Source organism: Veillonella intestinalis (assembly GCF_943193155.1).
Classification (GTDB): Bacteria; Bacillota; Negativicutes; order Veillonellales; family Veillonellaceae; genus Veillonella_A; species Veillonella_A intestinalis.
The window spans coordinates 167,793-179,604 of the sequence record NZ_CALPDB010000005.1; the positions used below are offsets into that span (position 1 = coordinate 167,793).

Here is an 11,812-nt window from a genome sequence, read left to right on the forward strand (position 1 = left end):
TCCTATTTAACAAAGCCCTTGTAGTGACGTGTTAATACTAATGATTCAACTTGCTGCATTGTATCCAATGCTACGCCAACTACGATAAGTAGAGCTGTACCACCAAAATACACACCTTCAATGCCTGTAATACCACCAATAAAGTTTGGTAAAATAGCAACTAATGCTAAGAACATAGCACCAGCGAAGGTAATGCGTGTCATTACGCGATCTACATAATCAGCAGTAGGTTTACCTGGGCGAATGCCTGGGATAAATCCACCGTATTTTTTCATATTATCTGCCATATCCGTAATGTTAATTGAGATTGCTGTATAGAAGTAAGTAAATATGAAAATCAATACAGCGTATAAAATAGTCTGCAATGGAGTTCCCCATGTAAAGTAGTTAGCTAGTGTTCTCACCCAGTCAACCTGCACAAACTGAGCTAACGTCACAGGAAACATCAAAACGGATGACGCAAAGATAATTGGAATAACACCTGCCTGGTTGACCTTAAGAGGAAGGAAGGTTGAATGGCCACCGTACATTTTACGACCGACTACGCGTTTAGCATATTGAATCGGAATACGACGTTGACCTTGAGTTACCGCAATTACAAAGACAATCATTGCAATGGCGATAATAGCAAATAATATAGCTTGGAAAATATTAATTGTTCCTACTTGTAGGTATTCGTAAATTGTGCTAAACCCTTCTGGGAAACGCGCTACGATACCAGCAAAGATGATAAGAGAAATACCATTACCAATGCCATATGCTGTAATTTGCTCACCAATCCACATGAGAAGACATGTCCCAGCGGTTAAGATGATAGCAATTACAATTACCGATAAGAAACTGTTGTCAATTAATGCACTATTGGCACGTAACGCATAGGCCATACCGAAAGCTTGGACAAAACCAAGAACAACCGTACCATATCGCGTTACTTTGGCAATTTTCTTACGTCCATCTTCACCATCTTTACTCCATTGTTCAAAGGTCGGAATCACCGCTGTTAACAGCTGCATAATAATCGACGCATTGATGTATGGGGTAATACTCATGGCAAAAATGGAAAATTTACTTAAGGCACCACCGGCAAACAAGTCGAGTAAACCGAACAAGCCACCAGAGGTAAATAAGCTTTCAATAACAGAGGCATCTACGCCAGGAACTGGGATGTGAACGCCTGCCCTGAACACGATAAACATGAGTAACGTATACGCCACTTTGTTACGGAGCTCTGTTATTTTAAAGATGTTCGAGAGGCCTTCTAGCACCCTAGATCACCTCTACTTTTCCGCCTGCTGCTACAATCTTTTCTTCGGCAGTTTTAGTAAAACCGTTAGCAATAACTGTTAATTTCTTTTCTAACGTACCATTACCTAGGATACGGATACCGTCACGAACGTTTTTCAAAATGCCTACTTCGATAAGAGCTACTGGATCAACGGTAGCACCGTCTTCGAAACGGTTAAGTTGGGAAATGTTAACTTCCGCGTATTCTTTAGCGAACACATTATTGAAACCACGTTTTGGTAAACGGCGATAAAGAGGCATCTGGCCACCTTCGAAGCCAGAGCGTACGCCACCACCACTACGGGAGTTTTGACCTTTCTGACCACGGCCAGAGGTTTTACCAAGACCGGAACCAAGACCACGACCACGACGAGTGCGAGTCTTTTTAGAACCTGCTGCTGGAGCTAATTCATGAAGTTTCATTCAGTGCACCTCCTTATCTATATTATACTTCTTCTACAGTAACTAAATGTCTAACTTTGTGAAGCATACCCTGAATCTGAGGTGTAACTTCTTTAACTACCTGAGAGTTAGTTTTCTTTAAGCCAAGAGCTTTTACAGTTGCGCGCTGATCTTCAGGGCGACCGATTAAGCTTCTGGTCAATGTAATTTTTACCTGTGCCATTACAGTCAATCCCCCTTATTAGCCGTAAATCTCAGCTACAGTTTTACCACGAAGAGCTGCTACGTCTTCGGCACGTTTTAACTGTGCTAAGCCTTCAATTGTTGCGCGAACCATGTTGTTAGGGTTAGAAGAACCAATGGATTTCGTAAGGATGTTACGAACACCAACTAATTCTAAAACGGCACGCACTGGGCCACCTGCGATAACCCCAGTACCTTCTGCAGCTGGTTTCAAGAATACGCGGCCTGCACCGAACGTACCTGTAACACTGTGAGGAATAGTACCATTTTTAATAACAACATGAATAAGATTTTTCTTAGCATCATCAATGCCTTTGCGAATTGCTTCTGGCACTTCTGCCGCTTTACCTAAGCCAACGCCTACGTGACCGTTGCCATCACCAACAACAACTAAAGCGCTGAAGGAAAAACGACGACCGCCTTTTACTACTTTGGCTACGCGGTTGATGAATACTACTCTTTCTTTAAGATCAAGACTGGTGTAGTCAATTCTCGCCATGTCTAAAGTTCCTCCTTCTTAGAATTTCAAGCCTGCTTCACGAGCGCCTTCTGCAAGGGCTGCGACACGACCATGATAAATGTAACCACCGCGATCGAATACTACTGTTTCGATACCTTTTTCGATAGCACGTTTAGCAACTAATTCGCCAACAGCTTTAGCTGCGGTTACGTTGCCACCATAGTTCAAGTTTAATTCTTTATCTAATGAGCTAGCTGCTACTAAAGTTGTACCAGCTACGTCATCAATAACCTGAGCGTAAATGTTGCTAAGGCTACGGAATACGTTCAAACGTGGAGTTTGCGCCGTACCAGAAATGTGACGACGAATACGAAGATGACGTTTTGCTCGAGCAATATTTCTTGTGGATTTACGAGCCAAGATGTTCACTCCTTTCTAAATTCTACTGATATTATTTGCCTTTAGCGCCAGCTTTACCAGCTTTACGACGAACTACTTCGCCTTCGTAACGGATACCTTTACCTTTGTAAGGTTCTGGTTCTCTCCATTTACGGATATTAGCAGCTACAGCACCAACCACTTCTTTGTCCGCACCACTAACGATAATTTTGTTAGGAGCTGGAACATCGATGGTAATACCAGCAGGAGCTTCCATTTCTACTGGATGAGAGAAGCCAAGAGTAAGAACTAATTTGTTACCTTGTTTTGCCGCTCTGTAACCAACACCGTTGATTTCCAATGTTTTTGCAAAGCCATCATGAACGCCTGTTACCAAGTTAGCAACAAGAGCGCGAGTGAGGCCATGTAAAGAACGATGCGCTTTATCTTCGCTCGGACGAGCTACTGTGATTGTGTTACCTTCCACAGTAATAATCATATCCGGATGCAATTCACGAGATAATTCACCTTTTGGACCTTTAACAGTCATTACATGATTTTCGTAATTTACTGTAACGCCAGCAGGAATCTCGATAGGCATTCTACCGATACGTGACATTATTTCTACCTCCTATTGCCTGATTACCATACGTATGCAAGTACTTCGCCACCAAGGCCTTCTTTACGAGCTTGTTTATCACTCATTACACCTTTAGATGTAGAAATAACTGCAATACCTAAACCACCTAGTACGCGAGGGAGTTCTTCCTTCTTCGCATAAACACGTAAACCTGGTTTGGAAATACGTTTAATTCCAGTAATTACTTTTTCATTATTGGAACCATATTTTAATGTTACTTTTAAAACTGTATGTTTGCCGCTTTCAACGGTTTCAACGCTCTTTACAAATCCTTCTTCTTTAAGGATTTCTAGAACGGCAGCCTTCATGCGAGAAACAGGAATTTCAACTGTTTCGTGAAGAGCAGCATTTGCATTACGGATGCGCGTAAGCATATCCGCAATCGGATCGGTCATTACCATATTCTAAAAACCTCCTCCCGTAATCCAATTACCAACTGGCTTTTTTAACGCCAGGAATCTGTCCTTTGTATGCAAGTTCACGGAACGCAATACGGCTAATACCGAATTTACGCATGTAGCCATGAGGGCGACCGGTTAAGTTGCAACGATTATGTAAACGAGTTGGGGAAGCATTTGCTGGCAATTGAGCCAATGCTTCGTAGTCGCCAGCAGCTTTTAAAGCTTCACGCTTAGCAGCATATTTAGCAACAATCTTTGCACGTTTCTTTTCGCGTTCAATCATAGATTTTTTAGCCATCTATAAGTTCCTCCTAATTATTTTTCAAACGGCATGCCACAAAGAGCCAATAACTCACGAGCTTCTTCATCAGTTTTTGCGCTAGTAACTACGATGATATCCATACCAGTTACGCGTTCTACCTGATCATATTCGATTTCAGGGAAGATGAGCTGTTCTTTAAGACCCAATGCATAGTTACCACGGCCATCAAAAGCCTTAGCACTTACGCCGCGGAAGTCACGTACACGTGGCAACGCTACGTTGATCAATTTATCCAAGAACTCATACATGCGTTCGCCGCGAAGAGTTACTTTAGTACCTAAAGACATACCTTCACGAACTTTAAAGTTAGCAATGGATTTTTTAGCTTTAGTGATAACTGGTTTCTGACCAGCGATGATAGTGAGGTCGTTAACAGCAGCTTCTAATGCTTTAGCATTGCCTACTGCATCGCCTACACCAATATTGATAACGACTTTTTCCAATTTAGGAATTTCCATTACGTTTTTGTACTGGAATTTTTCCTGTAAAGCCTGACGAATTTCACTAGTATATTTTTCGTTTAAACGAGACATTAGTTAAAAGCCCTCCTTTCCCTATTATTTATCAAGTACGGCACCACTTTTAACAGTAGCACGTACAAATTTACCATTTTGTTCTACTTTCTTAATACGAGTAGGCTGTTTAGTTTCAGGGTCAATTACCATTACGTTGGAAACATGGATAGGAGCTTCCTTAGTGATGATGCCGCCCTGAGGATTAGCCTGGCTTGGTTTCGTATGGCGTTTAACAAGGTTAATGCCTTTTACGAACACGCGCGATTTTTTAGGCTCAGTTGCAATAACTTCACCCTGTTTGCCTTTATCTCGACCGGAGATAACAACAACAGTATCGCCTTTTTTTACTAGAAGTTTAGTTTGGGACATCGTCGCGTTCCTCCTTCTTATAAAACTTCTGGAGCAAGAGAGATAATCTTCATGAAGTCTTTTTCACGAAGCTCACGAGCTACAGGTCCAAAAATACGAGTGCCACGAGGGCTCTTGTCATCTTTAATTACTACTGCTGCATTTTCGTCGAAACAAATATAAGAACCGTCCTGACGACGGATACCTTTCTTAGAACGAACAATTACGGCTTTAACTACGTCGCCTTTCTTGACAACGCCACCGGGTGATGCATCTTTTACAGAAGCAACGATTACGTCACCGATATTGCCGAATTTGCGATAAGAACCGCCCAAAACTTGAATACACATAATACGTTTTGCGCCAGTGTTATCGGCAACATTCAAAATTGTTTGTTGCTGGATCATCGTGTTTCCTCCTTACATCACGTATTATTTTACTTTCTCAATAATTTCAACCAATCTCCAATGTTTATCTTTGGAAAGTGGACGAGTTTCTACAATTTTAACTGTATCGCCAATTTGGCACTCATTGTTTTCATCATGAGCTTTGAAGCGTTTGCTTGTTACCATTGGCTTATTATATAATGCGTGCGGCACTTTACGTTCAACAGACACAACGATGGTTTTGTCCATTTTGTTACTTACAACTTTGCCTACACGTACTTTACGTACATTTCTTTCTTCTGCCACGACCGTTAGCCTCCTTTTCAATCCAAACAAAATTTGTTATTATGCGTTTTCTTTAAGAGCAGCTTCACGCTGAATTGTTTTAATACGCGCAATAGTTTTCTTAACTTCACGAATACGCATTGGATTTTCTAATTGACCAGTTGCGAGCTGAAAACGGAGGTTAAACAACTCTTCTTTAAGGCCGGAAACTTTTTGTTCCATTTCGGCAGCGCTCATGTTACGGATGTCATTAACCTTCATTTACGTCACCACCCAATTCTTTACCCTTAACAACGAACTTAGTTTTGATTGGAAGTTTATGACCTGCCAATCGCATAGCTTCACGAGCTACTTCTTCAGATACGCCGTTCATTTCGAACATTACGCGACCTGGTTTTACTACAGCTACCCAATATTCTGGGGAACCTTTACCGGAACCCATACGAGTACCAGCTGGTTTAGCAGTGATTGGTTTGTCTGGGAAAATTTTAATCCAAACTTTACCACCACGTTTGATATAACGAGTCATAGCAATACGAGCAGCTTCGATCTGACGGTTTGTGATCCAAGATGGCTCTAATGCTACTAAACCGAATTCACCGTGAGCAACTTTGTTACCACGCATTGCGCGACCTTTCATACGACCGCGGAATTGTTTACGATGTTTTACGCGCTTTGGAATAAGCATTAGTTGTCACCTTCTTCCTTTTTAGCAGGTGCTTGTTTTGCCTCCGGCAATACTTCACCTTTGTAGATCCATACTTTGATGCCGATACAACCATATGTTGTATGAGCTTCAGCAGTACCATAGTCGATGTTTGCACGAAGTGTATGCAATGGAATACTACCTTCACGGTAAGATTCGCTACGAGCGATTTCAGCGCCGCCTAAACGACCACTAACCATGATTTTAATACCTTTTGCACCTAAGCGCATTGTGCGACCTACGGCTTGTTTCATAGCACGGCGGAAACCAATACGGCGTTCCAACTGGCTAGCAATATTTTCAGCAACTAATACGGAATCCATATCAGCTTGTTTAATTTCAGCAATGTTTACATCGATTTGTTTATCTGTGAAACGTTTTAACGCTTTACGGATATCTTCGATACCAGCACCACCACGACCGATTACCATACCTGGTTTTGCAGTGTGGATAGTTAATTTAATACGTTTATTAATACGCTCAATTTCAATGCGGGAAATACCAGCAATGAAAAGGGTTTTCTTCAAGAAGTTACGAATTAAAACGTCTTCGTGAAGATTTGCAGCGTAATCTTTATCAGCATACCATTTTGCGTCCCAATCTTTTACGATACCAACACGCAAACCATGGGGATTAACTTTCTGACCCACTATATTCCCTCCTTCTATTAAGCTCTTTCAGAAACTACTACAGTTACGTGGCTAGAACGTTTCAAAATTTTGAAAGCCTGTCCACGGGAACGAGGATGAATGCGTTTCATTGTTGGACCCTGATCAACAAAGATACCGGATACATAAAGATTGTCAACATTCATATCAAAATTGTGTTCTGCGTTAGCGATTGCGGAACGCAATACTTTTTCTACTACATCAGCGCCAACTTTCGGAGTGAACTTCAAGATGGCAAATGCTTCGCCGATATTCTTGCCACGCACTAAGTCAGCAACAATACGGATTTTACGAGGCGCGATGCGCACGTGTTTAGCGATTGCTTTTGCTTCCATTATCTAATTCCTCCTATATTATTTCTTACCAGTTGTTTTTTCGTTCTTAATGTGACCTTTGAAGGTACGTGTTGGAGCGAATTCGCCAAGTTTGTGACCTACCATATCCTCTGTAATGAATACAGGTACATGTTTGCGACCATCATGCACAGCAATTGTATGGCCTACAAAGTTAGGAATAATAGTAGAGGCACGAGACCAGGTTTTTACAACTTTCTTATCATTTGTTTCGTTTAAGGCATCAATTTTCTTCACAAGCGAAGCTGCGACGAAAGGGCCTTTTTTTATAGATCTGGACACTGTCTTATCTCCTTCCTGTTATCCTATTTTGTACGACGTTTAACAATTAAGCTGCTAGAAGCTTTTTTCTTGTCGCGAGTTTTAACACCATGTGCAGGTTTACCCCAAGGTGTAACTGGATGTTTACGACCAACTGGAGATTTACCTTCACCACCACCGTGTGGATGGTCACAAGGGTTCATTACAACACCACGGTTGCCTGGACGAACGCCCATCCAACGATGGCGACCAGCTTTACCGATTGTGATGTTTTCATGATCGATGTTACCAACAACACCTACAGTTGCACGGCAGTTGATATGCACACGACGAAGCTCACCGGATGGTAAACGAAGTAATGCATAGGAACCTTCTTTAGCCATAAGCTGTGCGGATGTACCAGCAGAGCGAACAATCTGACCACCTTTACCAATTTTCATTTCAATATTGTGTACTTGAGTACCCAATGGAATGTTAAGTAATGGTAAGCAGTTGCCTGGCTTAATGTCGGATTCAGGACCGCTATATACAGTGTCGCCCACTTTCAAGCCATGTGGAGCAAGAATGTAGCGTTTTTCACCATCTGCATAGTTAAGTAACGCAATACGAGCACTACGGTTAGGATCGTATTCAATAGAAGCTACTTTTGCAGGAATATTATCTTTAGTACGTTTGAAGTCAATAATACGGTACTGACGCTTGTGACCGCCACCTTGGTGACGTACAGTCATTTTACCGGTGTTATTACGACCGCCTGTCTGAGAAACCTTAGCGAGCAAAGATTTTTCTGGTTTGCTTGCAGTGATTTCAGTGAAGGCAGATACTGTCATAAACCGACGACCAGCGGAGTACGGTTTGAATGATTTAATTGCCATTATGGGGCCTCCTTACTAGACTATCTTAAACACCTTCAAAGAATTCAATGGATTCGCCAGCCTTTAAAGTTACGATAGCTTTTTTGTAATCGCTACGTTTACCTTGTGTACGGCCCATGCGTTTTACTTTACCAAGAACTCGAATGGTAGCAACTTTTTCTACCTGAACATTGAAGATTTTTTCTACAGCTTGACGAATCTGCACTTTGTTAGCAGTCAAAGGCACACGGAATGTGTATTTACCTTCTTCCATAAGCAATGTAGTTTTTTCAGTAATAATCGGACGAATAAGAACATCGCGTAATTCCATTATGCGAGCACCTCCTCAATCTTTGCTACGGCACCTTCGGTAATGAAGAGCTTATCGTAGTGGAGAAGATCGAAAATGTTCATGCCTTCACATGCCAAAGCTTTAACGCCTTGAATGTTACGAGCAGAACGTTCTACATTAATATCACCTTCGGTGATAAATAATACTTTAGCATCACCTACGTTGAAGTTATTAAGAATGTTTAATACTTCTTTAGTTTTAGGAGCTGCTAAGGTTAATTCGTCCAATACGATTAATTCGTTGTTGTTTACTTTATCGCTAAGCGCAGATTTAACTGCAAGACGTCTAGCTTTACGAGGCATTGCCTTGTAGTAGCTACGAGGTTGTGGACCAAATACGGTACCACCACCAACCCATAATGGGCTACGAGTGGAGCCTACGCGAGCACGGCCAGTACCTTTTTGTTTCCAAGGTTTACGACCACCGCCACGAACAAGACCTCTCGTTTTTGTTGCGTGAGTGCCAAGACGTTCGTTAGATAACTGACGAACTACGGCTTGATGCATAACAGCTTCGTTAACTTCCACTGCAAATACTGCATCATTTAACTGTATTTCACCGACTTTAGCGCCGGACATATTGTATTTTGTTACTGTTGGCATTAGAGATCCTCCTTTCGACAATGTTATTTAACAGGTTTCACCGTGTTGCGAACCATTACTAGGCTGCCTTTAGCGCCTGGGATGCCACCTTTAACTAAAAGTAAGTTACGGTCTGCATCAACTTTAACCACAGATAAGCGCTGTACGGTAACTCTGCCGCCACCCATTTGTCCAGGGAGTTTCTTGCCTTTGTATACCTTACCGCCACCACCGGAGATCATAGGACCGATGGAACCAGGTTCACGATGAGATTTGGAACCGTGAGTTACAGGACCACGATGGAAATTGTGGCGCTTAATAGTGCCCGCAAAACCCTTACCTTTACCTGTACCTACAACATCAACCAACTCACCTTCTGCGAAGATATCAGCTGCCAGAGTTTGGCCCACTGTGTAATCAGTTGCTTCAGCAAGGCGAAGTTCGCGAAGATATTTAACTGGTGCTACACCGGCTTTTTCGAACTGGCCTTTTACAGGTTTAGTTAAATGTTTTTCTTTAATGGAGCCATAACCTAGCTGTACTGCATTGTAACCGTCAGATTCAACAGTTTTAACACGCACTACTACGCTTGGGGTTGCTTCCACTACAGTGACAGGAACTAACTTACCTTCAGCAGTGAAGATTTGAGTCATTCCTAACTTTTTACCCAAAATAGCTTTAGACATAATCGCACCTCCTTATTATAATTTTATTTCAATAGATACACCAGCTGGTAATTCTAAACGAGTGATAGCATCTACTGTTTTCGCATTTGATTCAAGAATATCGATTAAACGTTTATGTGTACGCATTTCGAATTGTTCACGAGAGTCTTTATTAACATGTGGTGAACGTAAAATTGTAAAAATGTTTTTTTCTGTTGGCAATGGAATTGGACCAGATACTAACGCACCATTACGTTTTGCTGTGTCAACAATTTTTGCCGCGCTCTGATCAAGAGCTTTGTGATCGTATGATTTTAAACGAATACGAATTTTTTGCTGTTTTGCCATGAATACTTCCTCCTGTCGTCCATTTCATGAATGAACTGCTCCATAGAAATTCTCCTCCGCAGAGGCAACCTTCTATATCATAGTTTAAAAACACAACACAAGAGCGGCACTCACATGCCGCTCTGCGCTGCACAAAGTATAGGTTTGACCTACTACTTTAAAGACTTATTAGCCTTCAACAATTTCAGTAACAACACCAGCACCTACTGTGTGGCCACCTTCGCGGATAGCGAAACGAAGACCAGCTTCAATAGCGATTGGTGTAATTAATTCGATGCTCATAGTGATGTTATCACCAGGCATACACATTTCAGTACCTTCTGGAAGTTCAATAACGCCCGTTACGTCTGTTGTACGGAAGTAGAACTGTGGACGGTAGTTGGAGAAGAATGGAGTATGACGGCCACCTTCTTCTTTAGTTAATACGTAAACTTCACCTTTAAATTTAGTGTGTGGGTGAATGGAACCTGGTTTAGCTAATACTTGACCACGTTCGATGTCTTTGCGGTCAACACCACGAAGAAGTGCACCAACGTTGTCACCAGCTACTGCGGAATCCAAAGTTTTACGGAACATTTCAAGACCAGTTACTACATAGCTTTCAGCTTTTTCTTTAAGACCAACGATTTCAACAGTGTCGCCTACTTTAACTTCGCCACGTTCAACACGGCCAGTTGCTACAGTACCACGACCAGTGATTGTGAAAACGTCTTCCACTGGCATCAAGAAAGTTTTGTCAGTGTCGCGTTCTGGAGTTGGGATGTAAGAATCAACAGCGTCCATTAATTCTTTAATTTTTGCAACGTATTTAGCGTCCCCTTCTAAAGCTTTCAAAGCGGAACCTACAACGATTGGCACATCGTCGCCAGGGAATTCGTAAGTGGAAAGAAGTTCACGAACTTCCATTTCTACTAATTCGATTAATTCTTCGTCGTCAACCATATCAGCTTTGTTCAAGAATACAACGATAGCTGGTACACCTACCTGACGAGCAAGAAGGATGTGTTCACGAGTCTGAGCCATAGGGCCGTCAGTAGCAGCGATAACTAAGATAGCGCCGTCCATCTGAGCAGCACCAGTGATCATGTTTTTAACATAGTCAGCATGGCCTGGGCAGTCAACGTGTGCATAGTGACGAGTTTCAGTTTCATATTCAACGTGGGAAGTGTTGATTGTAATACCACGTTCACGTTCTTCTGGAGCTTTGTCGATCATGCTGTAATCTTGGAAATCTGCTTTCCCTTCTTCAGCTAATACTTTAGTGATTGCTGCAGTAAGAGTAGTTTTACCATGGTCAACGTGACCAATTGTACCGATGTTAACATGCGGTTTAGTACGTTCAAATTTTGCTTTTGCCATT

At 41.9% G+C, this 11,812-nt stretch carries 23 protein-coding genes; all 23 read right to left on the bottom strand.

Annotated features, from left to right (window positions below; translation table 11 throughout):
- Nucleotides 1–2 precede the first annotated feature (2 nt).
- The 23 genes from secY to tuf all read right to left on the bottom strand — a co-directional run bounded on the left by secY (nucleotide 3) and on the right by tuf (nucleotide 11,811).
- Nucleotides 3–1,265 (bottom strand): preprotein translocase subunit SecY, encoded by a 1,263-nt coding sequence (secY, locus tag NFR44_RS07270; RefSeq protein ID WP_251442977.1) that lies wholly within the window; start codon nucleotides 1,263–1,265, stop codon nucleotides 3–5.
- Between the two features lies 1 nt (nucleotide 1,266).
- Nucleotides 1,267–1,707 carry a 50S ribosomal protein L15 gene (rplO, locus tag NFR44_RS07275; protein ID WP_251442980.1) on the bottom strand — a complete coding sequence of 147 codons (441 nt, stop codon included), beginning with the start codon at nucleotides 1,705–1,707 and terminating at the stop codon, nucleotides 1,267–1,269.
- A 22-nt stretch (nucleotides 1,708–1,729) separates the two neighbouring features.
- Nucleotides 1,730–1,909, bottom strand: a complete 180-nt coding sequence (rpmD, locus tag NFR44_RS07280) for a 50S ribosomal protein L30 (protein WP_006555671.1) — start codon at nucleotides 1,907–1,909, stop codon at nucleotides 1,730–1,732.
- Nucleotides 1,910–1,927: 18 nt separating this feature from the next.
- The gene (gene rpsE / locus NFR44_RS07285; RefSeq protein ID WP_115310815.1) at nucleotides 1,928–2,428 is read right to left on the bottom strand and encodes a 30S ribosomal protein S5; all 501 of its coding nucleotides are present in this window, start codon (nucleotides 2,426–2,428) and stop codon (nucleotides 1,928–1,930) included.
- Nucleotides 2,429–2,446: 18 nt separating this feature from the next.
- Nucleotides 2,447–2,818 (bottom strand): 50S ribosomal protein L18, encoded by a 372-nt coding sequence (gene rplR / locus NFR44_RS07290; protein WP_443098519.1) that lies wholly within the window; start codon nucleotides 2,816–2,818, stop codon nucleotides 2,447–2,449.
- A gap of 22 nt (nucleotides 2,819–2,840) precedes the next feature.
- Complete coding sequence (gene rplF, locus NFR44_RS07295; RefSeq protein WP_115310813.1) at nucleotides 2,841–3,386, bottom strand: 50S ribosomal protein L6; 546 nt, start codon at nucleotides 3,384–3,386, stop codon at nucleotides 2,841–2,843.
- A 23-nt stretch (nucleotides 3,387–3,409) separates the two neighbouring features.
- Nucleotides 3,410–3,808, bottom strand: coding sequence for a 30S ribosomal protein S8 (rpsH, locus tag NFR44_RS07300; RefSeq protein WP_115310812.1), 399 nt, complete (start codon nucleotides 3,806–3,808; stop codon nucleotides 3,410–3,412).
- A 28-nt stretch (nucleotides 3,809–3,836) separates the two neighbouring features.
- On the bottom strand, nucleotides 3,837–4,106 hold the full coding sequence (gene rpsN / locus NFR44_RS07305) for a 30S ribosomal protein S14 (protein ID WP_006555666.1): 270 nt from the start codon (nucleotides 4,104–4,106) through the stop codon (nucleotides 3,837–3,839).
- Nucleotides 4,107–4,123: 17 nt separating this feature from the next.
- Nucleotides 4,124–4,663 carry a 50S ribosomal protein L5 gene (rplE, locus tag NFR44_RS07310; protein ID WP_115310811.1) on the bottom strand — a complete coding sequence of 180 codons (540 nt, stop codon included), beginning with the start codon at nucleotides 4,661–4,663 and terminating at the stop codon, nucleotides 4,124–4,126.
- A gap of 24 nt (nucleotides 4,664–4,687) precedes the next feature.
- Nucleotides 4,688–5,014, bottom strand: coding sequence for a 50S ribosomal protein L24 (gene rplX / locus NFR44_RS07315; protein WP_251442986.1), 327 nt, complete (start codon nucleotides 5,012–5,014; stop codon nucleotides 4,688–4,690).
- 17 nt (nucleotides 5,015–5,031) lie between these two features.
- Nucleotides 5,032–5,400: a 50S ribosomal protein L14 gene (rplN, locus tag NFR44_RS07320; protein ID WP_251442989.1), complete on the bottom strand. Its 369-nt coding sequence runs from the start codon at nucleotides 5,398–5,400 to the stop codon at nucleotides 5,032–5,034.
- 24 nt (nucleotides 5,401–5,424) lie between these two features.
- A complete protein-coding gene (rpsQ, locus tag NFR44_RS07325) occupies nucleotides 5,425–5,685 on the bottom strand; it encodes a 30S ribosomal protein S17 (RefSeq protein WP_277600414.1) in 261 nt (86 codons plus the stop codon).
- Nucleotides 5,686–5,724: 39 nt separating this feature from the next.
- On the bottom strand, nucleotides 5,725–5,925 hold the full coding sequence (gene rpmC / locus NFR44_RS07330) for a 50S ribosomal protein L29 (RefSeq protein WP_115310809.1): 201 nt from the start codon (nucleotides 5,923–5,925) through the stop codon (nucleotides 5,725–5,727).
- Entirely contained in the window at nucleotides 5,915–6,352 is a 438-nt protein-coding gene (gene rplP / locus NFR44_RS07335) for a 50S ribosomal protein L16 (protein ID WP_251442992.1), read from the bottom strand. Before rplP ends, rpmC begins: the two co-directional genes overlap by 11 nt.
- Nucleotides 6,352–7,020, bottom strand: a complete 669-nt coding sequence (rpsC, locus tag NFR44_RS07340; RefSeq protein WP_006555659.1) for a 30S ribosomal protein S3 — start codon at nucleotides 7,018–7,020, stop codon at nucleotides 6,352–6,354. The genes rplP and rpsC overlap by 1 nt, the downstream gene beginning before the upstream one ends.
- 17 nt (nucleotides 7,021–7,037) lie before the next feature.
- Nucleotides 7,038–7,373: a 50S ribosomal protein L22 gene (gene rplV, locus NFR44_RS07345; protein WP_115310808.1), complete on the bottom strand. Its 336-nt coding sequence runs from the start codon at nucleotides 7,371–7,373 to the stop codon at nucleotides 7,038–7,040.
- 18 nt (nucleotides 7,374–7,391) lie between these two features.
- A complete protein-coding gene (gene rpsS, locus NFR44_RS07350) occupies nucleotides 7,392–7,673 on the bottom strand; it encodes a 30S ribosomal protein S19 (protein ID WP_115310807.1) in 282 nt (93 codons plus the stop codon).
- Nucleotides 7,674–7,696: 23 nt separating this feature from the next.
- Nucleotides 7,697–8,527, bottom strand: coding sequence for a 50S ribosomal protein L2 (rplB, locus tag NFR44_RS07355; protein WP_006555656.1), 831 nt, complete (start codon nucleotides 8,525–8,527; stop codon nucleotides 7,697–7,699).
- Nucleotides 8,528–8,552: 25 nt separating this feature from the next.
- Entirely contained in the window at nucleotides 8,553–8,837 is a 285-nt protein-coding gene (gene rplW / locus NFR44_RS07360) for a 50S ribosomal protein L23 (protein ID WP_006555655.1), read from the bottom strand.
- Nucleotides 8,837–9,460, bottom strand: a complete 624-nt coding sequence (gene rplD / locus NFR44_RS07365; RefSeq protein WP_251442995.1) for a 50S ribosomal protein L4 — start codon at nucleotides 9,458–9,460, stop codon at nucleotides 8,837–8,839. Before rplD ends, rplW begins: the two co-directional genes overlap by 1 nt.
- A gap of 23 nt (nucleotides 9,461–9,483) precedes the next feature.
- Nucleotides 9,484–10,125, bottom strand: a complete 642-nt coding sequence (gene rplC, locus NFR44_RS07370; RefSeq protein ID WP_115310805.1) for a 50S ribosomal protein L3 — start codon at nucleotides 10,123–10,125, stop codon at nucleotides 9,484–9,486.
- A gap of 15 nt (nucleotides 10,126–10,140) precedes the next feature.
- On the bottom strand, nucleotides 10,141–10,452 hold the full coding sequence (rpsJ, locus tag NFR44_RS07375) for a 30S ribosomal protein S10 (protein WP_040770779.1): 312 nt from the start codon (nucleotides 10,450–10,452) through the stop codon (nucleotides 10,141–10,143).
- 168 nt (nucleotides 10,453–10,620) lie between these two features.
- The gene (gene tuf / locus NFR44_RS07380) at nucleotides 10,621–11,811 is read right to left on the bottom strand and encodes an elongation factor Tu (RefSeq protein WP_251442998.1); all 1,191 of its coding nucleotides are present in this window, start codon (nucleotides 11,809–11,811) and stop codon (nucleotides 10,621–10,623) included.
- Between the last annotated feature and the right edge of the window lies 1 nt (nucleotide 11,812).